This is a genomic window from Kribbella soli (genome assembly GCF_004331345.1).
GTDB classification, from domain to species: Bacteria; Actinomycetota; Actinomycetes; order Propionibacteriales; family Kribbellaceae; genus Kribbella; species Kribbella soli.
The window spans coordinates 530,037-550,558 of the sequence record NZ_SJJZ01000005.1 but is presented as its reverse complement, the minus strand read 5'-3'; the positions used below and the strand labels follow the sequence as shown (position 1 = coordinate 550,558).

Below are 20,522 nucleotides of genomic sequence, written 5' to 3'. Positions count from 1 at the left end.
AGCCAGGAGCACCAGCCCCGACAGAACCAGCAGAACCACCATGGTGACGACGAATGTCAGCACTTCTCTCCCCAGATCCCCACACCCAACACAGTGCCTGACGATCTCAGTGCGCCAGAAGTTCCCCGAACGCCTTGGCGATCTCGTCGACCTGCCACTCCAGCGACGCCGGCGTCATCACCAGCTCGACCCACGACCAGCCCGGTACGTCGGCCGGCTGCCACGGACCGCACAGCGACTCGTGCGTCCGCTCCATCCGTTCGACCGCAGCCTGCTCGATCGACTCCGCGGCGCGCGGCGCGTAGACCCGGAACGAGTTGGTGTGCGGGGGCTCCGGGAAGACCCGGAATCCTTCGCTCTGCAAGGCCATGGCGACCTCGACGGCCCGCTGGTGCAGGTCGTCCATCAGCGGCAGTACGTTCCGAAGGCCGTTGCGCGCGGACACGGCGTACGGGAAGAGCGAGTACAGGTTGCCGCCGAGTCGCCGCTGCCACCGCCGTACCTCTGCGATCACGTCCTCGGGCCCGGCGAGCGCTGCACCGCTGATACCGCCCAGCACCTTGTAGAACGACACGTACACCGTCGACGCCAGCGCAGCGATCTCAGCCAGGCTGTGCTCCAGGTACGGCGTGCTCTCCCACAGCCGCGCACCATCCAGGTGCAGCGGTACGCCGCGCTCCGCACAGGACTCGGAGAACACAACCAGCTCGTCCCAGGTCGGCAGCACGAACCCCGCATCACGCAGCGGTAGCTCCACCGTCACCGCGGCCAGCTTGCCCGGAATCGCGGCCAACTCGTCCGGTCGCGGCTGACGCGGTTCTGACGTCAGCCGCTCGATACGCAGGTGGTGCACCTCTTCCAGCGCGTTCAGCTCGTGCACCAGCAGGTGCGCGAGCCCGTGGACCGCTACCCGGCTGGTGCCCGCGCGGTCGGCGTACACCCGCAGCACGCCCTGCTGGGCCAGGATGCCGGTCGGCAGGAACACCGCGGCCGGCTTTCCCAGCAGCTCGGCCACCTCCTGCTCCAGCGCGGCTACTTCACCACCGTTGCCGTAGACATCGACCAGGTCGTCCGTTGCGACATCTGCGAGCTGCCGCAGCCGGTCCGCTGCCGGCACCCGCCGCTGGGACAGCCAGCGCTCACAGTTGTCCGCCGCGTTCTTCCGGCGCTCTCGCAGGTCCTCGGAGGTAGTAGCCACAGCTCCATCCTCTCGCGCCCCTCAACGGGGTTAGATCGTGGCTGTCACCACATGCTTTCCCTGCACGGTCCTGATCTCCACCGAACGCACCTGGTCGGGCGGAACCAGCACACCGCCGCCGAACGCACTCCCGCTCTTCGCAGCCTTCTCCGACACCAGCCAACTGCCCGCTACCCAGCGCGCGCCAGACTTGTCGGTGATGACCATCTCGCACTGGTCTCCGGCCTTCAGACCGCTCACCTGTACCTTCACCCAGCTCCAGCCCGCCCGTGGCTCTACCGTGGCGGCCATGGTGGCACCCGTGGTCGTGTCGGACGTCGTGACCTGCTTGGAGCCGGCGACAGGCTGATCGGCGTCCGGTGCAGTAGCCCGGCCCAGTACGACGCCTCCGCCGAGCGCACCAGCCACCACGACAACCGCGGCCGCGATCAGCAACCAGCGGGACCGCCGCTTGGGCGGAGCCTGTACCTCGGGCTCGCGGACCTCCCGCAGCGTGCGCTGCAGCAACAGGTCGCCACCCTCGGGTGGTCCCTCCAGGAACGCCTCCGGTGGCACCTCTCCCAGGAAGTCCTTCATCTCGGTCAGCTCAGCCAGCTCCGCGCGGCACTCCGCACAGGTGGCCAGGTGCTCGTCGACAGCCGCTGCCTCGGCCGGCTCCAGAGCGCCGAGGGCGTAGGCGCCCAGTTGCGTACGGTCGTGCTCACTCATAGGACACCTCCCTTGAACTCCCTGCCATCACCGCGCGCAGAGCTCGGAGGGCGTAGTACGAACGCGATTTCACGGTACCGGGTGGAACACCCAGCTCTTTGGCAGCCTCCGCGACGGACCGGCCGCGGTAGTACAGCTGCACGAGTACTTCGCGGTGCTCGGGCGACACCTTGTCCAGCGCGTCCATCACCACCATGGTGTTCACCACGGACTCGGAGTGGTCGCCTGTGACCGGTGGCTTGTCCACCACGTCCGCCACCTCGGCCGGCCGCACCGCACGAGCACGCGCCCGGTCGGTGACCAGGTTGCGCGCCACCGTCAGCAGCCAGCCCCGCACCGACCCTCTGCCGCTGGTCAGGTCGTCCGCGTGCTTCCAGGCCCGCAGCAGCGTCTCCTGTACGACGTCCTCGGCCGCGGCCCGGTCTCCGGTGAGACGGGTCGCGTAAGCGAGCAGGCTGCGGCCGTGTTCGGCGTACAGCGCCCGGATCAGGGTCTCGGCGTCGTGCGGCCCTGGGTTGTCAGCCACCGACCGCACGATACCGGGATCAGCGGGCGCCCACACCACGACAGCACCAGCCAGATCAGTAACCGTCGCCATTGCCGGAACCACCCGGCTTGGTGGTGATCTTCTGACCGTCCGCTCCGACGACCCACCAGACACCGCCGACAGCCTGACCCTTGGCCTCGCCGGCGTCGCTGTCGCTGGCGAACAGGTACAGCGGCAGCCCCTTGATGGCCAGCTGCTTGCTGCCGTCCGCGCGGGTGACGGTGCTGACCAGGGACGCGTCGATGCCGTCCAGCTGCGGTGTGCCGTCACCGGCCGGCACCACCGGCCACTTGGCGAGGCAGTCGCCCGAGCAGTTCGACGTACCGGAGGTGTCCTTGTCGAACACGTACACGGTCCGTCCGTTGCCGTCGACAATGACCTTGCCGTAGTCGCCGACCGTCGCGGTGGCCAGTTTCACCGCGGCCGCGCTCGGCGAACTGCCGGCCGAACTGCTCGGCGCCGCGCCCGCGGGCGAGTCGTCACTGCCGCACGCCGTCAGCCCTGCCAGGCCGAACACACCGACTGCCAACCCACTCATCACACGCTTCGTCAAAGACTTCATCCCAGGCTCCTCGGTCAGGTCCGAACGTCACCCGCCACACGTGCCGAACCGCCGATCGGTTCAAAGACAGGCGATATCGTCGTCGGCATGAGCCAAGAGATTCCCGCAGCGGTCCAGCGCGCGCTCGACGCGATCGACGCCCTGGACAACGACGCGTTCGTGGCGGCGTTCGCCGCGGACGGCTACGTGAACGACTGGGGCCGCGAGTTCCGCGGCCACGACCGGATCCGCTCCTGGAGCGACAACGAACTGATCGGCAAACGCGTCACCTTCACCGACACCCAGGTCACCACCGCCGGCAACCCGCTGACGATCCTCACCCAGGTAGGTGGCGACGGCTTCAACGGCCCGTCCCACTTCACCTTCGAGACCACCAACGACGAACTCGCCTCGATGACCATCACTGCCTGATCGGCCGCTCGACAGGCCCTAGACCGGTTCGGGTTCGCGGATCCGTTGCGAGATGACCGCGGAGACGCCGTCGCCGCGCATGGTGACGCCGTACAGGGCGTCGGCAACCTCCATGGTGCGCTTCTGGTGGGTGATGACCAGGAGCTGGCTGTTCTCGCGGAGCTCCTCGTAGATCTCCAGGAGGCGGCCGAGGTTGGTGTCGTCCAGCGCGGCCTCGACCTCGTCGAGGATGTAGAACGGCGACGGGCGGGCCTTGAACAGCGCGACCAGGAACGCGACCGCGACCAGCGACCGCTCACCACCGGACAGCAGCGACAGTCGCTTGACCTTCTTGCCCGGCGGACGGGCCTCGACGTCGATACCCGTGGAAAGCATGTCGTCGGGGTCGGTCAGCACCAGCCGGCCTTCACCACCCGGGAACAGCCGGCTGAAGACGTGCTCGAACGCGATCTCGACGTCCCGGTACGCCTCGGTGAAGACCTGCTCGACGCGGTCGTCGACCTCCTTGACGATGTCCATCAGGTCGCGCCGGGACTTCTTCAGGTCCTCGAGCTGTTCGGAGAGGAACCGGTGCCGCTCCTCCATCGCCTCGAACTCCTCGAGCGCGAGCGGGTTGATCTTGCCGAGCTGGTTCAGCGCCCGCTCGGCCTGCTTGAGCCGCTTCTCGACCTTGGTCCGGTTGAACGGCTCGGCCTCGAGCTCGAGGGTGTCGTCGTCACCGGCCTTGGGCAGCGGCGGCACCAGCTGGTCCGGTCCGTACTCCGTGACCAGCGCGTCCACCTCGATACCGAGCTCGCCGAGCGCCTTCTCGTACAGCTGCTCCAGGCGCATCTTCTGCTCGGCACGGGCCAGCGCGTCCCGGTGCACGGTGTTGGTGAGCTGCTCCAGCTCGGAGCTGAGGTTCCGCGTCGCGGAGCGGGCCTGGGAGAGCGCCTGCTCCCGGTCGGCCCGCTGCGCCTGGATCGCCGCCCGCTCGGACGCCGCCAGCTGCAGCGACGACTCCAGCCGCGCCAGCACGTGACCAGCAGCCAGGTGTACGGCGTTCGCCGCCTCGGCCTGCCGCGCCCGGCGTGCCGCCCGCGCGATCGACCGGGCCCGTGCCTCGCGCTCCTGCCGGGCCGCGCGCTCCAGCGAGTCCGCGCGACCGGACAGCGCCCGGGCCCGCTCCTCGGTGGTCCGCAGCGCCAGCCGCGCCTCCATCTCGGCCGCGCGACCGGCCTTGGCCTCCTCGGCCAGCCGGTCGCGCTGCGACGTGTCAGGCTCGTCGCCGTCCTCGTCGAACGCCTCAGCGTCCGTCAGCCGCTCTTCGAGCTCGGCCAGACCGGACAGGTTCCGGTCGCGTTCCTCCTCGGCGGCGGCGATCGCCTCGGCCATCCGCTCCGCCTCGCCGCGAGACGCCTTCGCCAGCGACCCGAAGTGCCCGAGCTGCTCGGCCACGGCCGCCATCGACGCGTCCGACTCGTGCAGCCGGGCCAGCGTAATCTCGACTGACTCCTTCTGCCGGCTCCGCTCGTCCTCGAGGCCCTGCAGCTCGAACCGCAGCCGCTCGCTCCGCGCCGTCGCCTCGGTCAGCTTCTCCGCCGCCTCGTCGACCGCGGACTGGACCTCGATCAGGCTGGGTGCCGCGTCCGACCCGCCGTACGCGAAATGCGCTCCGAGTACGTCGCCGACGCGCGTCGTACACGTGACGTCGGGCAGGTTCCGTAGCAGGGACCGCGCCGCGTCCACGTCGTCGACGACCGCGACCTTGCGCAGCAGCCGCCGCAGGGCGGGCCGCAGGGTCTCCGGGCATTCCACGACATCCACGGCGTACGACGCGCCGTACGGCAGCACCGGCCACATGGCGTAGTCGTCGGCCGGGGCGTCTCCGAGGAGCATCCCGGCGCGACCGAGATCGTGCTCCTTGAGGTGACCGACGGCGTGCAGCGCCGCGTCGGTGTGGGTGACGGCGACCGCGTCCGCGGCCTCGCCGAGCGCCGCGGCGATCGCGGTCTCGTACCCGGACCGCACGCTCAGCAGGGCGGCGACCGAGCCCATCAGCCCGTTGACCTGCTCCGAGGCGGCCAGCAGCGCGCCGGCCCCGTCCTTACGGTTCAGACCGAGCTCGAGCGCTTCCTTCCGCGCGGCCAGACCGGTGCGCTCACGCTCGGCGTCACGCTCCTCGGCCCGCAGCTTCGCCAGCCGCTCGTCCAGCTCGTCGAGCACTGCCTGGGCAGCCTCGTACTGGTCGTCAAGCCCCTTCTCGCCGGCGTCCAGCCCGGCGACCTGGGTCTCCAGCGCGGTGAAGTCGTGCTGAGCCTTCGCGGCCCGCTGCTCGGCCTCGTGCCGGTTGTTGGCGAGCCGGCCGATCTCGGACTCGGCGGCGGCCGCGCGGCTCTTCAGCGCGTTCACCTGGCCGGTCAGCCGGGCGAGCCCTTCGCGGCGGTCCGCGGCGGCCCGGATCAGCGCCGAGATCCGGCGCTCCTCCTCGGCCTCCTGGGCTTCCAGCTGCTGGCGGCGCTCGACGGACTCGGCGAGCAGCTCGGAATGCGCCTCGACCTCGGCCTCGATCTGCGCCTCGGTCTCGCGGACCCGGGCCGCTTCCAGTTCGAGTTCCTCGGGATCCCGGCCCGAGCGCGGGCCGTCCTCGGCCTCGTCGTTCAGCGACCGGATCCGGTCCGCGGCGATCCGCGCCGTACCTTTGATCTTCTCGCCGAAGCCGGACAGCTGGTACCAGGTGTCCTGGGCGGCCTGCAGGGCCGGCGCGTCCTCGCGGAGCGCGTCCTCCAGCTCGGCCTCGAGCTCGCGGGCCTCGCGCAGCTTGGCCTCGGTCTCGGTACGCCGCTGCGTGAGCGCGGCCTCGTCCCGCAGCTCCGCCTCGAGCGCGGACTGCGCCTGCACGATGTCGTCGGCGAGCAGCCGCGCGCGGCCGTCCCGGACCTCCGCCTGGATCGTCACCGCCCGGCGCGCGACCTCCGCCTGGCGCCCGAGGGGTTTCAACTGGCGGCGGATCTCCTGGATCAGGTCCCCGAGCCGGTGCAGGTTGCCCTCGGTGGCCTCCAGCTTCCGGATCGCCTTTTCCTTGCGCTTGCGGTGCTTCAGGACGCCGGCGGCCTCCTCGACGAACCCGCGGCGGCCTTCCGGCGTGGCGCGCAGGATCGAGTCCAGCTGGCCCTGACCGACGATGACGTGCATCTCGCGGCCGATACCGGAGTCGCTGAGCAGCTCCTGGACGTCGAGCAGGCGGCAGTTCTGGCCGTTGATCTGGTAGTCGGACCCGCCGTTGCGGAACATCGTCCGGCTGATCGTCACCTCGGCGTACTCGATCGGCAGCGCGCCGTCGGTGTTGTCGATGGTGAGCACCACCTCGGCGCGGCCCAGCGGGGCGCGGCCGGAGGTGCCGGCGAAGATGACGTCCTCCATCTTGCCGCCGCGCAGCGACTTGGCGCCCTGCTCACCCATCACCCAGGCCAGCGCGTCGACGACGTTGGACTTGCCGGAGCCGTTCGGCCCGACGATGCAGGTGATGCCTGGTTCGAAGTTCATCGTCGTCGCGGACGCGAACGACTTGAAGCCCCGGAGCGTCATGCTCTTCAGGTACAAGGCGAAGCTCTCCAACCCGTGAAAGGACAGACGGTACCGAAGGAACCGCCGTAGCTGAACGTCACGCTGCCGCTACCCGGGGGAAGGTGTTCCGCTTCGCAGTCTACAAACAGATTTGCGTAATCCAGCGGAGGCCAGGCCGTTGAGAGATGGCCGGCGATCGTGGGTGCACAACATCAAGTGAACCTACAGTGCTGTCACATACTGCGGCGGCGGAGGCCCGGACGGGGGCCACCGCCGTTCCGCGAGCGTTGCAGCTTAGTGCGGACGGTCGAGATTGTTGCTCTGGTGCGTCAGACGGAAGCGGGGGTGCGCAGTGCCTCGTCGACGGTGAGCAGCCGACCCTCGTGGATCTGGGCCACCAGGTGGTCGTTCTCTGCCTGGAGCCGCATCACGTGCGCCTCCAGATCTGCGACGCGCCGGTTGAGCAGACGAACCTGCTCGAGCATGCGCGGGTCAGTGCCTCCAAGATGCCCTAGAAGAGCCTTGGCCATTGTGCTGTCCTCCGGAAGGGTTCTGGCCGGTCGCGCTCCGTATCGGGGTCATCAGGGAGCGCCGAAAATGTGTGCCGTCTTTCAGGGTGACACCGGCGAGGGCGACGGGTCAACCTGGGCCACGGTTATTAACGATACCTCGCTCACCAGCGGACGTGCCGCGGGACCGGCTGACATTTCGGGCACCGGTACGACGAACGGTTCATGAACGGCTCGCGACGGATCGGCCGGCCGTCCCGCGGGCACGGCGATCCCTCCTGCCCGTAGACGTTCAGGCCGCGCTCGAAGTACCCGGATTCCCCGTTCACGTTGACGTACAGCGCGTCGAAGCTGGTGCCACCAACGGTCAGTGCCTCGGCCATCACGGCCTGCGCCTGGTCGAGGATTCCCTTTATTTGTAAGGGTTTCAGCGTTTCTGTCGCCCGGGCGTAGTGCAGCTTGGCCCGCCACAACGCTTCGTCGGCGTAGATGTTGCCGATCCCGCTGATCGCGGTCTGGTCCAGCAGCGCTCGTTTGAGCCCGGTCCGGCGGCGGCGGATCTTCGCCGTCGCCAGCTCCGGATCGAACAGAGGATCGAACGGGTCGCGGGCGATGTGGGCGATCTCGGCGGGCAGTTCGGCACCGCCCTCGGAGTACGACAGACCACCGAACATCCGCTGGTCCACAAAACGGACCTCTCCGCCGTCGTCGGCGAACCGGAACCGGACCCTCAGATGCGGTTCGTCGGGCGCGCCGACCGGCTGGACCCGGAACTGGCCGCTCATTCCGAGGTGGGTCAATACCGCGTCACCGGACGTCAACGGCAGCCACAGGTACTTGCCGCGACGCGCCGGCTCCGCGAAAACCTGCCCCTTGAGCCGGGACACGAAGTCCTCCGGCCCGGCGGCATGACGCCGTACCGGGCGGGGGTGCAGCACCTCGACGGTCTCGACGGTCCGCCCGGTGAGGAAATCCACCAGGCCCCGCCGGACGACTTCTACCTCGGGAAGCTCAGGCACTCAGGGCTGCTGCGAGGGATCCGTGCTGTCGGGATGCGCGGCGCGCAGGGCCTTCCAGGCGGTCTCGGCGGCCTGCTGCTCGGCTTCCTTCTTGCTGCGGCCAATGCCGTGGCCGTAGGTGTCGGAGCCGATCCGGACCCGCGCCTCGAACGTCTTCGCGTGGTCCGGTCCGGACTCCGCGATCACGTACTCCGGGACGCCGACGCCGAGCTGGGCCACCAGCTCCTGCAGCGACGTCTTCCAGTCCAGGCCGGCGCCGAGCCGGGCCGACGACTCCATCAGGTCGTCGAACAGCCGGTGCACGACCCCGCCCGCGACCTCGAAGCCGCGGTCCAGGTACACGGCACCGATCAGCGCCTCGACGCAGTCGGCAAGGATCGACGACTTGTCCCGGCCGCCGGTGGCTTCTTCGCCGCGGCCGAGCCGCAGGTACTTGCCCAGCTTGAGCTCGCGGGCGACACCCGCGAGCGCACGCATGTTGACCACCGCGGCCCGTAGCTTGGCCAGTCGGCCCTCGGACAGGTCCGGGTGGTTCCGGAACAACGACTCCGTGACGATGACGCCGAGCACGGAGTCCCCGAGGAACTCCAGCCGCTCGTTCGTCGGCAGCCCGCCGTTCTCGTACGCGTACGAGCGGTGGGTGAAGGCGTGCTCCAGCAGTTCGTCAGCCAGCGATACGCCGAGCCGCTGGTTCAGCTCGGCGTAGAGCCCCGTTTCGTTGGCAGAGTTCACTGTGAAGGTGGCCGTTTAGCTCTCGACGACCTGGCGACGCTCGCCCTTGGCGCCGTACTGGCCGCAGTTCGGGCAAACGGTGTGCTGCAGGTGCTTCGAGCGGCAGGCGGGGTTCACGCAGGTGACCAGCGACGGGGCAGTCGTCTTCCACTGCGCCCGGCGGCTCCGGGTGTTGCTGCGCGACATCTTCCGCTTCGGAACGGCCACGGTTATGACTCCTCGGTTCGGCCGGGGGCTGGTGGACCCGGCCGGCTCAGTCTGACGATTTCGGTGGTTCGGTACTTCGGTGTTGCGGTGGAGCTGTTTTCAGTTGTCCTGCTCGTCCTGCGTGAGCAGTCCGCCGAGGGCGGCCCAGCGTGGGTCGGACCCGTCCTCGTGTTTGTGGCCGGGCTCGTCCGCCAGGCGTACCCCGCAGTCGGGGCACAGACCCGGACAGTCGTCCGTACACAACGGCTGGAACGGCAGTGCGAGCACCACCTGGTCCCTCAGCGCCGGCTCGAGGTCGATCAGATCGCCCTCCATCCGGCTGGCCTCGTCCGGCTCGGCTTCGCTCTCCGGGTAGACGTACAGCTCCTGGACGTCAGCGAGGAACTCGTCCTCGATATCGACCAGGCACCGCGCGCACTCCCCGACCAGACGGCCATGGGCCGTTCCGGTGACGAGCACCCCTTCGACCACCGCTTCCAGCCGTAGATCGAACTGGATCGGATCGCCTTCGGGGACGCCGATCACGTCGATTCCGAGATCCGCCGGTGCCGGGCCCGAGAAGGTGACTTCGCGTTGGGACCCAGCTCGGCGGCTCAGCTCGTGCGTGTCGATCACGAGTGGGGACCGCGGGTCCAAGACGCTCAGGACATCCCTTTCAGGCGTAGGCAGGCAAGAACTCGGTCTCGTCGAGACCGGTGATCAACACTACCAACTCCGCGGCGTTGCGCCCAATCCGGGGACACTCACAGAGTGTTCAGTAACCGTGCGTGAACAGCCGGCGTCACGAATGTGCTGACGTCGCCGCCGAGGCGGGCGATCTCCTTGACCCAACTGGAGGAGATGAAGGCGTTTTCCGGGGCGGTCGGCAGGAAGTGCGTGTCGACGCCGGTCATCCGCCGGTTCAGCTGCGCCATCTGCAGCTCGTAGTCGTAGTCGGCGGCCGAGCGCAGGCCCTTCACGATGACGCCGGCGCCCTCGGCCCGGCAGTAGTCGACCAGGAGCCCTTCGAACGTGCCGATCCGGACGTTCGGGAACGGCTCGACCAGCTCGGTGAGCATCTCGATCCGCTCCTGCGGCTCGAACAGCCGGTTCTTCGACTGGTTCACCCCGGTCGCGACGATCAGCTCGTCGAAGGCAGCGGCCGCCCGGGTGATGATGTCGAGGTGCCCGACCGTGGGCGGGTCGAACGTCCCTGGAAAGACCGCCTTAACCATGGCGGTGACCGTACCAAAGGCGCGCCTCGCCGTACTTGCGGTCCCGCAGCGCGGCGAACCCCTCGGGCCAGTCCCACGGCTCCCGTTTCCCGCGTTCGACGACCACGACCGCGTCGTCGGCGAGCCAGCCGTGCGCCACCAGGTCGGTCAGCACGTCCTGCAACTCGGCCGTCTCCAACTTGTACGGCGGATCCGCGAAGACGAGGTCGAACACCGCGGGAGCGTCACCCGCTGTCACCTTCTCCACCGGCCGGGTCAGGAGCGTCGCTCCCGGCAGCCCCACGACCCTGATGTTGGCCGCGATCACCTCGGCCGCTTTCCGGTCCGATTCGACCAGCACGATCTTCGCGGCACCCCGGGACAGCGCCTCCAGCCCGATCGCGCCGGATCCGGCGTACAGGTCGAGGACCGCGAGCCCGTGGAAGCTGCCGAACTCCGACTCCAGCGACGAGAACAGCGCCTCGCGCACCCGGTCCGCCGTCGGCCGCGTCCCACTCCCCGGCGGTACGACGATCCGCCGCCCACCGGCCGCGCCGCCGATGACCCGTGTCACGGGGCCTCCCGTTCTGGACTGAGGAGCGCAGGGAGCGAAGCGACCGGAGCGACGAGGGAAGAACGGGAGGCAAAGCCCCGTGGCCCCCGCGCCGGAGGCGCGGCATTCAACACAGTCACGTTTTCTCCAGGTACTCCGTGGTCTCGGACTGCAGGGCGCTTCGGACGATCGCGAGCAGCTCCGGGAACTCGGACAGGGCGGGGTCCACCCCGACGATCCTGGTCGCCTCGTGCCGGGCCGCGAGGATGATGTCCTCGTCCCGCAGCACGCTGAGCAGTTTGAGGCTGCTACGTCGCCCGGACTGCGCCACACCGAGCACGTCGCCCTCGCGGCGGGTCTCCAGGTCGATCCGAGACAGCTCGAACCCGTCGGTCGTCGACGCGACCGCGTCCAGGCGCCCGTACGACCTGGAGCCCGCCCATAGGTCCGTGACCAGCAGGCACAGGCCGGGAACCTTGCCCCGCCCGACCCGGCCGCGCAGCTGGTGGAGCTGCGAGATGCCGAACCGGTCGGCGTCCATGATCACCATCGTCGAGGCGTTCGGTACGTCGACCCCGACCTCGATGACCGTGGTCGCGATCAGTACGTCGATGTCCCCGGCCGCGAACCGGGACATCACCGCGTCCTTCTCCTCGGCCGGCAGTCGCCCGTGCAGGATCTCGACGCGCAGGTCGTACAGGATCTCCGCGAGCGCCTCGGATACCTGCATCACCGAGATCGGCGGACGGGCCTGCTTCTTCCCGCCCTCATCGGTTTCGAGGAGCTCGCCTTCCTCGTCCTTCGCGTTCTTGACGTCGTCCCCGATCCGCGGGCAGACGACGTACGCCTGGTGGCCCTTGCCGACCTCCTCGCGGACGCGCGCCCAGGCCCGCTGCAGCCAGTCCGGCCGCTCCTTGGCAGGGACCACCGACGACTGGATCGGCGACCGCCCGGCCGGCAGCTGGGTGAGCGTCGAGACCGCGAGGTCGCCGAACACCGTCATCGCCACTGTCCGCGGGATCGGTGTCGCGGTCATCACCAGCACGTGCGGCGTGTTCTCACCGGATTTCGCGCTCAGCGCGGCCCGCTGCTCGACCCCGAACCGGTGCTGCTCGTCGACCACCACGAGCCCGAGATCCGCGAACTGGACCTTGTCCTCGAGCAGGGCGTGCGTCCCGACCACGATCCCGGCGGCGCCGCTGGCCGCGTCGAGCATCGCCGTACGGCGGGAGGCCGCGTTCAGCGAACCGGTCAGCAGACCGATCTTGGTGGCGCGTTCCGCGCCGCCGAGCATGCCCTGCTCGGCCAGGTCGCCGAGCATCTTGGTGAGCGTCTTGTGGTGCTGGACGGCCAGCACCTCGGTCGGCGCGAGCAGGGCCGCCTGGCCGCCGTTGTCGACCACGGACAGCATCGCCCGCAGCGCGACCACGGTCTTGCCGGAGCCGACCTCGCCTTGCAGCAACCGGTGCATCGGGTGCGGCCGGGCGAGGTCGGCGAAGATCTCCTCCCCCACCTCGGCCTGCCCTTCGGTCAGCTCGAACGGCAGCCGCTGATCGAAGTCGTCGAGCAGCGCACCGGCCTGCCGCGGCCGCGGTACGGCGCTCTGCGCGTCCATCACCGCGCGGCGCTGGGCGAGGATCGTCTGCATCACCAGCGCTTCCTCGAACCGGAACCGCTGCTGCGCGTCGTTGATGTCCTTCTCGGTATCCGGAAGATGCACCTTCTGCAGGGCGTCCCGGAGACCGAGCAGCTTCTCGTTGCGCAGGACCACGTCCGGGACGGGGTCGTCGACCCGGTCGTCGAGGCTGTCCAGGACGATCTTGATCGAGCGCTCGATCGTTGCGGTCGGCAACTTCGCGGTCGCCGGGTAGAGCGGGCGGAACGGCCGCGCCCGGCGTTCGATCTCGGCCTCGGTGAGGTCTTCCTCGTCGAGGATCTCGGTGCCGGGGCCCTTCAGCTGCATGATGTCGCGGAACATCGTCACCTCGCCCCAGAACAGGGCGGCGGTGCCGGGGGTCAGTTTGGTCAGCAGCCAGGGCTGGTTGAAGAACGCCAGCTCCAGGTCGTTGCGGCCGTCGGTGACCACGACCTTGGTGATCGTCCGCTTCTTGCGGAACTTGTAGACGTCGTCGGGCCGGATCTCGACCTTGGTGTCCAGCGCGCGGGCCGTGACCTTCTTGACCCGGCCGCTGACGGTCGCCTGGTCGCCGACCTCGAGTTCGTCGAACGGGGTCAGCTCGCCCTTCTTCAGGTACCGCCGCGGGTAGTGCCGCAGCAGCTCGCCGACGGTCTCGATCTCGAGCACGTCCGCGAAGGTCTTGGCGGTCTTGGCCCCGAGGAAGTCCCGGAGCTTGCGGTCCATATCCGTTTTCATTCGACCCCGATCAGGAGCGGATACCTGTCCTGTCCTCCGTCGTACACCACGACATCGACATCTTTGCGTTGCCGGCGTACGTGCCGCTCCACGGCGTCGGCCAGCGCCGGGTCGGCGTCCCGGCCGGTGACGATCGTGAGCAGCTCGCCACCGCCGCCGAGCAACCGGTCGACGACTTCCAGCGCCGCCTCCTCCAGGTCCCCGGTGATCAGCGCGAAGTCGCCGTCGACGACTCCGAGCGCGTCGCCGATCCGGCACCGGCCGGCCATCGTCCAGGCGTCCTTGACCGCGATCGTGACGGCGCCGTGCCGGGTCTGCCCGGCGGCGGCCGAGAGGTGGACGACGTCGTCGTCGAAGCTGCGGTCCGGGTCGTGGACGGCGATCGCCGCGAGCCCCTGGACCTGGGCTCGGGTGGGGATCACCGCGACCCGGATCCCGTCCTGGCGGGCGGCGGTGGCCGCCGCCTCGGCGACCGCGATGGAGTCCTGGTCGTTCGGCAGGATCACGATCTCGGGCGCCTGCGACTGCTCGATCGCCTGGAGCAGTTCGCCGGTGGAGCAGCGGCGGCCGGGGGCGCCGCGGATGATCCGGGCGCCGGCCTCGGCGAACAGGCCGGCAAGTCCGTCGCCGGCCACGACCGCGATCACCGCACGGCCGGGGGCGGGTTCGTGGTGATGGGCCTGGTCGTCGAAGTGGGTGACGCGGATCCGGTACGGGCGGCCGATGTCGATGCCCTGCTCGATCGCCGCGCCGACGTCGTCGGTGTGGACGTGGACGTTCCAGAGCCCGTCGCCGCCGACCACGACGACCGAGTCGCCGAGCGCGGCGAGGGTCTGCCGGAAGTCGCCGACCTTGTCGTCGGGCGCGTCGAGCAGGTACATCACCTCGTACGCGGGCCCGTCCTGGCTCTCGGCGCTCTCGCCCTGTGGCTCGACTCTGGCCGGTACGTCGACCCGCACGTGCTGCCCGGTGAGCACCGATTCCATCGCGCCCAGGATCACGACGAGACCTGCTCCTCCGGCGTCGACGACGCCCGCATGCCGCAGTACGTCGAGCTGGTCGGTCGTCCTGGTGAGGGCCTGGCGGGCGGAGGCGACCGCGGCGAGGCAGACGTCGGCGAGGGCCTTGCCGTCGTTCGCGGCGGTCATCGCGCCGGTGGCGGCGGCGCGGGCGACGGTGAGCATGGTGCCTTCGACGGGCTGCGCGACGGCCCCGTAGGCGGCGTCGGCGGCGTACTTGAGCGCGTCGGCGAAGGCGGCGGCCTCGCTCATCCGGGGATCGGCCAGGACGCCGTCTGTCTGGTGGTGCGGGAGGTTCTCGTCGAGGCGGAGGCCGAAGGCGCGGATCAGCTGGGAGGTGATCACGCCGGAGTTGCCACGGGCGCCGAGCAGTGCGCCGCGACCGAAGGCCTGGATCGCCTCGGTGAAGGTCAGTTCGCCCTTGGGCAGCGCGTCGCAGGCGGCTTCCCAGGTCAGGTAGAGGTTGGTGCCGGTGTCGCCGTCCGGCACCGGGTACACGTTCAGCTCGTCGATCTCGGTCCGGGCCCGAGCCAGATCGGCCAGTGCGGTCCGGGCCCAGGCCCGCAGCACGTCAACGGTCAATTCCTCCACGCCCGGAAGGCTAACGCGTACCGAAGGACAGGTAGTGGTCCCGTCCGGGGTGAGTTCGGCGCGGCTTGCAGGCGTGCGGCGGCGTATACGTACGCGACTACGTCCAGTCGTTCGGTACGGTTCCCGGGTGAGCGGCGGCAGGAGTGTGTTGTTCTCGGCCGCGGCCGACAGTTACGAGTTGGCTGTGCGGGAGATCCGGGGCGAGTTCGGGCGGGACGTGCGGGTGCAGCGGGTCGGCGCGGAGCTTGGGCGGGTCGACGGGCCCTCGGTGCGGGAGCTGGCGGCGGCGTGTGATGCGGGGCGGATCATGTTCGTCCGGCATCTGACGGTGGAGATCGCGAGCTTCGAGGAGCTGCCGCCGGAGTACGAGCTGGCCGAGCTGGTGCTGGGCGAGCTGCCCGAGTACCCGAAGGCGCTCGCCGTACAGGCCTGGACCGACGCGGCCGGCACCGGCGGGTCGTACTACCACCGCCTGGAGGAAGCGCTGGACGGCCGCGGGGTGGCCGTCACGCGCTCCGGGCAGGAGTACGTCGTCTCGTGCTTCGCGGGGCGCAAAGCGGTGCTGCTCGGGCTGAACCGGCTCGCGGACAGCCTGTCGGACTGGCCGGGCGGGCGGATGCGGCTGGCTCGGGGTGACGAGCGGGTATCGCGGTCCGAGTTCAAGCTGGAAGAGGCGATCGCGACCTTCGGGCTGGAGCTGCCGCGGGGCGGCAAGGCAGTCGACCTCGGCGCCTCACCCGGTGGGTGGACGCGGATCCTCCGGCAGTACGGGCAGGAGGTGTGGTCGGTCGACCCGGGTTCGCTGGATCCGCGGCTGCGCGGTGATCGCCGGATCCATCACGAGGCGACGACGGCGGGCCGGTTCTTCGCCGCGAACCGGGTCCGCTTCGACGTGGCGGTGAACGACATGCGGATGGACCAGGTGACGAGCGCCCGGATGATGCTCGACGCAGCGGCGCACCTGCGCCGCGGCGGTCTCGCGATCGTGACGCTGAAAGGCGGCGGCAGAAACCCGCTCGACGGCGCCCGCCGCGGTATCGAGGTCCTCGGCGAGCGGTACGACGTACTCCACGCTCGTCAGCTGCACCACAACCGGAACGAGATCACCGTGGTCGCACGCAAACACGACTAGGCGCCCGGGGTGAACCGGGCGCCTGGTCGAAGGCCCTACACGGAGGAAAGCTTCAGGTCAGCCGACGACGCGCTGGACCTTGCCGGCCTTGATGCAGGAGGTGCACACCTTCATCTTGGTGGGCGTGCCCTTGATGATCGCGCGGACCGGCTGGATGTTGGGGTTGAACCGGCGGGGCGTACGAGCCTTGACCCGCCGGATCATCGCGCCCTTACCCAGGCGGGCAACGCTGTTGCCGAACGTCGGCTGCTTGCCGCAGACATCGCACTTCTTAGACATGATTCTCCGTGTTCAGGGTCGTGACACCGACAGACCATGTTACATGCGTGTCAGCGCCCCACCAATTTGGCTGTCAGGCAGTGAGGTAGGCCACTTCGTCGTCCGTCAAGGACACCGAGAGCCCCGGAGTCGAGGTCCGGGTTTCGCTGACGTGCCGCGGCCCGATCAGCGGAAATACAGGATACGGCTGGTGCAGCAACCACGCCAAAGCGATCGCGGTCGGCTCGACTCCCTTGGCCTTCGCCAACTCCCGTGCCCGGTCCAGCCGGCGGAAGTTCTCGTCGGAGTAGAAGCAACGCACGAGCTCCTGGTCCGAGGTGTCCTCCGGCTTGGCCCGTCCGGTGAAGAACCCGCGCGCCTGGCTCGACCACGGGAACAGCGAGACCTGCCGCTCGCGCAGCCATTTCTGCGACTCGTCATCGGCCACGTGCCGGCATCCGGCCCACGGTACGTCGTACGCCCGCGCGAGGCTGAGGTGGTTGCTGAGCAGCGTGAACGGCTGCTTGCTGTTCGCCTCGGCGTACGCGTTGGCCTCGTCGAAGCGCGCGGTGGACCAGTTCGAGCCGCCGAACGCCTTGATCCGCCCGGCCTTGAAGTGCTCGTCGAGGACGTCGACGAACTCCGAGACCGGGATGTCCTCGTTGTCGCGGTGCATGAAGTACAGGTCGACGTGGTCGGTCTGCAGGCGCTCGAGGCTCTCGTCCAGCTGCCGGGTGATCGATTCGGGGTCGCAGTACGGCGTGTGCGCGCCCTTGCCGATCACCACGACGTCGTCCCGGTTGCCGCGCGACTTCATCCACTGCCCGAGCAGCTTCTCGCCGCGTCCGCCGCCGTAGATGTACGCCGTGTCGAACGTCGTACCGCCGCGCTCGACGAAGTCGTCGAAAACCACCGCTGCGTGCGAAAGCGTCTGCTGGTTGTCGACGCCCATGACGAGCCGGGAGACCTGCCGGTCGACGCCCGGCACCTTGCCGTACGTCATCGGGGCGTCCTCGCGGCGGGTCAGCGGCCGTCCGGTCGCGGTCGGGATGATCGCGTCGTCCCGCTCGCTCGCGTACTGCTGCCCGATCGCGGCCCGCCACTGGTCCTGGACCGTGAGGTTGCCGAGGGTGTCGGCCCAGGTCATCTCCGGCGCCTGCTTTGCGCCGGTCTGGATCGCGGCCTGCACGGCCTCGGCCTCTGCCGTGTAGATCAGCGCCGGCTCCGCGGAGATGTCCCGCGGCTCCTCCCCCACCCGGTGCAGGGTGACGTGGGTCGGTTTGCCGTCGCCGCCGAACCACGGGTCCTCGACGACGAGGTATCCCTCGCTGCCGAAGATCCGGACCTGGTTCTGGTCGGCGAGCCGTACGCCGGTGCTCACCTGGGCGGTGACGCCGCCGTCGAAGAACAGTGTCGCCACCGTCCATTCGTCGGCACCGGTCTCGCCGACGTGGCCGACCGCGCTGACGGCGGCCGGGTCGGCGTACGGCTGTCCGGTCGCCGCGCCGGCGATCAGGCGGGCCATCGACACCGGGTAGCCGCCGACGTCGAGGATGCCGCCACCGGCCAGGTCGTCGGCGAAGATCCGGCTCTCCGGCCGGAACCCGGCGGCGAACGCGAACGTGGCCTGGATCTGGTGGACGGTGCCGATCTCGCCGTCGCGGACGAGTTGGGCGATCAGCTTGGTCTGCGGCAGGCACCGGTACATGTACGCCTCCATCAGGAAGACGTCATTGCGTACGGCGGCCTCGATCATCGCCTCGGCCCAGGCGCGGTTGATCGCGAGCGGCTTCTCGCACAGCACGTGCTTGCCGGCCTCGGCCGCCTTGATCGCCCACTCGACGTGCATCGGGTGCGGCGTGGCGATGTAGACGGCGTCGACGGTGCCGTCGGCGAGCAGGTCGTCGTACGAACCGTGCCGGTTGGCGATGTCCCACTTGTCGGCGAAGGTGTTCGCCGATTCGAGGGACCGGCTGCCGACGGCGACGACCTCGTTGGTCTTCGACGTCGGCACCTGGCTGGCGAACCGGGAAGCGATGTTGCCGGTGCCGATGATGCCCCAGCGGAGCTTGTGGTCAGTCAAAAGAGATCCCGTGTGTGGTTTGTCGGTTGGGTCAGAACTTCATGGCGCCCGCCGCCAGGTCGGCGATGAAGGATCGGGCGCCGATCAGGAAGACGCCGATCAGCGGGATGACGCTCATCAGCGCACCGGCCATCACCATCGAGTAGTCGGTGCCGTAGATGCCGTTCAGCTGGTCGAGAGCGACCTGGAGGGTGAGGCGGTTCGGGTCGGTCATCACGATCAACGGCCAGAGGTAGTCGTTCCAGACGTTGATGAAGGTGAAGATGCCGAGGAAGGCCAGACCGGGCCGGAGCACCGGCAGGCCGACGGTGAGGTACTGCCGGAAGAATCCGGCGCCGTCGACCTTGGCGGCCGAGATGAGTTCGTCGGGGATGGCGCCCTTGGCGTACTGGCGCATCCAGAAGATCCCGAACGCGTTCGCCGCGCCCGGGATGATGAGGGCCTTCAGCGACCCGATCCAGCCGAACTCGGCGAGCGTCACGAACTGCGGCACCAGCGACAGCTGGGCCGGGATCATGAAGGTCGCGAGCAGCACGCCGAACAGCACGTTCCGGCCGGGGAACTCGTACTTCGCGAACGCGAACGCGGCCAGCGAGTCGAAGAACAGCACCAGAACCGTGACGCCGAGGGACGCGATCAGCGTGAGCAGCATCGAACCGAAGAAGTCGATGTTGTCGAGCACCTTGCCCATGTTCTCGAACAGGTGCGAGCCGATCAGGAGCTTCGGCGGGTAGCTGAAGATGTCCGGGGTGGTGTTGGAGGCCATCACCACCATCCAGTAGAACGGGAACAGCGAGACCAGCACGCCGAACATCAGCACGATGTGACCGACGGCGGTGCGAATGCGCTCAACGGACATCTGCGGCCTCCCTCTTGGCATTCTGGGCTGCGATCCTGCGTTCCACTCGCCGAGCGGCGCGTCGGGTCAGCCGTTCGTCGTCGTTTCCGCCGATCAGCCGCCAGTTGATGATGCTGAAGAGCACGATCAGGACGAACAGGGCCCAGCCGACCGCGGCGCCGTACCCGAACTGGTTCTTGATGAACGCGCTCTGGTACAGGTACGAGACGATCGTCAGGCCGGCGTCGCCGGGGCCGCCGATGCTCGAGGTGTCGCCGAACAGCACGCGGGACTCGGTGAAGATCTGCAGTCCGCCGATGGTCGAGGTGACCGCGGTGAACAGGATGACCGGCCGCATCATCGGGACGGTGATCCGCCAGAACGTCTGCCGCGGGCTGGCGCCGTCGACCTTGGCGGCCTCGTACACGTCGGCGGAGATCGCCTGCAGACCGGCCAGGTAGATGATCGCGTTGTAGCCGACCCAGCGCCAGGTGACGATGGTCGCGATCGCGATCTTGATCCCCCACGGCGAGGTCAGCCATTGGACCTCGCCGACTCCGATCGAGCGCAGGAAGGCGTTCAGCAGGCCGAAGTTGTTGCTGAAGATCGAGCCGAACACCAGGGTGATCGCGACCACCGAGGTGACGTTCGGGATGAAGTACGCGATCCGGTAGAAGGTACGCAGCCGGGTCGCGTTGTGCAGGGCGTTGGCGATCACCAGCGCCAGCAGCAGCATCGGGACCGTCGAGAGCACCCAGATGAGCAGCGTGTTGCCGATCGTCTTCCAGAACGTGGCGTCGCTGAGCAGGTAGTGGTACTGCTCCAGGCCGACCCACTTCATCTGCCCGATGCCGTCCCAGGAGTGGAACGAGATCCAGATCGAGAACAGCACCGGGAACGCACCGAAGATCGCGAACAGGATGAAGAACGGCGAAACGGCGGCGTACTGCGGGAACGCCTGCTTGTACTTGTTCGGTGGCTTCTCCGCGGTCGTGGACGGTCTGCTGACTGCCGCCGGCGCAGTCTTGCTGGTGACAGCCAT

General features: G+C 69.0%; 20 protein-coding genes. 2 read left to right on the top strand and 18 right to left on the bottom strand.

Annotation, left to right across the window (positions count from 1 at the left end; translation table 11 throughout):
- Window positions 1–106 precede the first annotated feature (106 nt).
- Genes E0H45_RS38320 through E0H45_RS38305 form a run of 4 tightly spaced genes read right to left on the bottom strand, consistent with a single transcriptional unit; the run spans window position 107 to window position 3,015 of the window.
- Window positions 107–1,198 carry a threonine aldolase family protein gene (locus E0H45_RS38320; protein WP_131346961.1) on the bottom strand — a complete coding sequence of 364 codons (1,092 nt, stop codon included), beginning with the start codon at window positions 1,196–1,198 and terminating at the stop codon, window positions 107–109.
- 30 nt (window positions 1,199–1,228) lie between these two features.
- Window positions 1,229–1,906 carry an anti-sigma factor family protein gene (locus tag E0H45_RS38315; protein ID WP_131346959.1) on the bottom strand — a complete coding sequence of 226 codons (678 nt, stop codon included), beginning with the start codon at window positions 1,904–1,906 and terminating at the stop codon, window positions 1,229–1,231.
- Complete coding sequence (locus tag E0H45_RS38310; RefSeq protein WP_202872719.1) at window positions 1,899–2,432, bottom strand: sigma-70 family RNA polymerase sigma factor; 534 nt, start codon at window positions 2,430–2,432, stop codon at window positions 1,899–1,901. The genes E0H45_RS38315 and E0H45_RS38310 overlap by 8 nt, the downstream gene beginning before the upstream one ends.
- 55 nt (window positions 2,433–2,487) lie before the next feature.
- The gene (locus E0H45_RS38305) at window positions 2,488–3,015 is read right to left on the bottom strand and encodes a COG4315 family predicted lipoprotein (protein WP_131346958.1); all 528 of its coding nucleotides are present in this window, start codon (window positions 3,013–3,015) and stop codon (window positions 2,488–2,490) included.
- 87 nt (window positions 3,016–3,102) lie between these two features.
- On the opposite strand from E0H45_RS38305, the gene E0H45_RS38300 reads away from it, so the two are divergent.
- Window positions 3,103–3,426: a nuclear transport factor 2 family protein gene (locus tag E0H45_RS38300; RefSeq protein ID WP_131346956.1), complete on the top strand. Its 324-nt coding sequence runs from the start codon at window positions 3,103–3,105 to the stop codon at window positions 3,424–3,426.
- Window positions 3,427–3,444: 18 nt separating this feature from the next.
- On the opposite strand, the gene smc is transcribed toward E0H45_RS38300, so the two are convergent.
- The 10 genes from smc to E0H45_RS38250 form a co-directional block, all read right to left on the bottom strand.
- Window positions 3,445–6,993 carry a chromosome segregation protein SMC gene (gene smc, locus E0H45_RS38295; protein ID WP_131346954.1) on the bottom strand — a complete coding sequence of 1,183 codons (3,549 nt, stop codon included), beginning with the start codon at window positions 6,991–6,993 and terminating at the stop codon, window positions 3,445–3,447.
- Between the two features lie 308 nt (window positions 6,994–7,301).
- On the bottom strand, window positions 7,302–7,457 hold the full coding sequence (locus E0H45_RS38290) for a hypothetical protein (protein WP_238151152.1): 156 nt from the start codon (window positions 7,455–7,457) through the stop codon (window positions 7,302–7,304).
- A gap of 188 nt (window positions 7,458–7,645) precedes the next feature.
- Complete coding sequence (mutM, locus tag E0H45_RS38285) at window positions 7,646–8,500, bottom strand: bifunctional DNA-formamidopyrimidine glycosylase/DNA-(apurinic or apyrimidinic site) lyase (RefSeq protein WP_131346953.1); 855 nt, start codon at window positions 8,498–8,500, stop codon at window positions 7,646–7,648.
- Window positions 8,501–9,232, bottom strand: a complete 732-nt coding sequence (gene rnc / locus E0H45_RS38280) for a ribonuclease III (RefSeq protein WP_131291812.1) — start codon at window positions 9,230–9,232, stop codon at window positions 8,501–8,503.
- 15 nt (window positions 9,233–9,247) lie between these two features.
- A complete protein-coding gene (gene rpmF / locus E0H45_RS38275; RefSeq protein WP_131346951.1) occupies window positions 9,248–9,439 on the bottom strand; it encodes a 50S ribosomal protein L32 in 192 nt (63 codons plus the stop codon).
- 99 nt (window positions 9,440–9,538) lie between these two features.
- Window positions 9,539–10,054, bottom strand: coding sequence for a YceD family protein (locus E0H45_RS38270; protein ID WP_238155631.1), 516 nt, complete (start codon window positions 10,052–10,054; stop codon window positions 9,539–9,541).
- Window positions 10,055–10,182: 128 nt separating this feature from the next.
- Complete coding sequence (gene coaD / locus E0H45_RS38265; protein WP_131346947.1) at window positions 10,183–10,653, bottom strand: pantetheine-phosphate adenylyltransferase; 471 nt, start codon at window positions 10,651–10,653, stop codon at window positions 10,183–10,185.
- Entirely contained in the window at window positions 10,646–11,206 is a 561-nt protein-coding gene (rsmD, locus tag E0H45_RS38260) for a 16S rRNA (guanine(966)-N(2))-methyltransferase RsmD (protein WP_131346945.1), read from the bottom strand. The genes coaD and rsmD overlap by 8 nt, the downstream gene beginning before the upstream one ends.
- Before the next feature lie 115 nt (window positions 11,207–11,321).
- The gene (gene recG / locus E0H45_RS38255; protein ID WP_131346943.1) at window positions 11,322–13,559 is read right to left on the bottom strand and encodes an ATP-dependent DNA helicase RecG; all 2,238 of its coding nucleotides are present in this window, start codon (window positions 13,557–13,559) and stop codon (window positions 11,322–11,324) included.
- Window positions 13,556–15,169: a DAK2 domain-containing protein gene (locus E0H45_RS38250; protein WP_131346941.1), complete on the bottom strand. Its 1,614-nt coding sequence runs from the start codon at window positions 15,167–15,169 to the stop codon at window positions 13,556–13,558. The genes recG and E0H45_RS38250 overlap by 4 nt, the downstream gene beginning before the upstream one ends.
- A gap of 127 nt (window positions 15,170–15,296) precedes the next feature.
- Between E0H45_RS38250 and E0H45_RS38245 the strand changes: the two genes are divergently transcribed.
- The gene (locus tag E0H45_RS38245) at window positions 15,297–16,301 is read left to right on the top strand and encodes an SAM-dependent methyltransferase (RefSeq protein ID WP_238155629.1); all 1,005 of its coding nucleotides are present in this window, start codon (window positions 15,297–15,299) and stop codon (window positions 16,299–16,301) included.
- Between the two features lie 57 nt (window positions 16,302–16,358).
- Here E0H45_RS38245 and rpmB read toward each other — a convergent pair whose 3' ends face one another.
- The 4 genes from rpmB to E0H45_RS38225 form a co-directional block, all read right to left on the bottom strand.
- Entirely contained in the window at window positions 16,359–16,580 is a 222-nt protein-coding gene (gene rpmB, locus E0H45_RS38240; protein ID WP_130387610.1) for a 50S ribosomal protein L28, read from the bottom strand.
- Window positions 16,581–16,653: 73 nt separating this feature from the next.
- On the bottom strand, window positions 16,654–18,642 hold the full coding sequence (locus E0H45_RS38235) for an aldo/keto reductase (RefSeq protein ID WP_131346939.1): 1,989 nt from the start codon (window positions 18,640–18,642) through the stop codon (window positions 16,654–16,656).
- 31 nt (window positions 18,643–18,673) lie between these two features.
- Window positions 18,674–19,501 carry a carbohydrate ABC transporter permease gene (locus E0H45_RS38230; RefSeq protein ID WP_131346937.1) on the bottom strand — a complete coding sequence of 276 codons (828 nt, stop codon included), beginning with the start codon at window positions 19,499–19,501 and terminating at the stop codon, window positions 18,674–18,676.
- Complete coding sequence (locus tag E0H45_RS38225) at window positions 19,491–20,522, bottom strand: carbohydrate ABC transporter permease (protein WP_131346935.1); 1,032 nt, start codon at window positions 20,520–20,522, stop codon at window positions 19,491–19,493. Before E0H45_RS38225 ends, E0H45_RS38230 begins: the two co-directional genes overlap by 11 nt.

Coding starts and splice junctions, on each gene's coding strand:
- smc (WP_131346954.1), bottom strand. CDS start 6,993: ATGACGCTCCGGGGCTTCAAGTCGTTCGCGTCCGCGACGACGATGAAC.
- recG (WP_131346943.1), bottom strand. CDS start 13,559: ATGAAAACGGATATGGACCGCAAGCTCCGGGACTTCCTCGGGGCCAAG.
- E0H45_RS38230 (WP_131346937.1), bottom strand. CDS start 19,501: ATGTCCGTTGAGCGCATTCGCACCGCCGTCGGTCACATCGTGCTGATG.
- E0H45_RS38305 (WP_131346958.1), bottom strand. CDS start 3,015: ATGAAGTCTTTGACGAAGCGTGTGATGAGTGGGTTGGCAGTCGGTGTG.
- E0H45_RS38225 (WP_131346935.1), bottom strand. CDS start 20,522: ATGGCTGTCACCAGCAAGACTGCGCCGGCGGCAGTCAGCAGACCGTCC.
- coaD (WP_131346947.1), bottom strand. CDS start 10,653: ATGGTTAAGGCGGTCTTTCCAGGGACGTTCGACCCGCCCACGGTCGGG.
- rpmB (WP_130387610.1), bottom strand. CDS start 16,580: ATGTCTAAGAAGTGCGATGTCTGCGGCAAGCAGCCGACGTTCGGCAAC.
- E0H45_RS38300 (WP_131346956.1), top strand. CDS start 3,103: ATGAGCCAAGAGATTCCCGCAGCGGTCCAGCGCGCGCTCGACGCGATC.
- E0H45_RS38315 (WP_131346959.1), bottom strand. CDS start 1,906: ATGAGTGAGCACGACCGTACGCAACTGGGCGCCTACGCCCTCGGCGCT.
- E0H45_RS38290 (WP_238151152.1), bottom strand. CDS start 7,457: ATGCTCGAGCAGGTTCGTCTGCTCAACCGGCGCGTCGCAGATCTGGAG.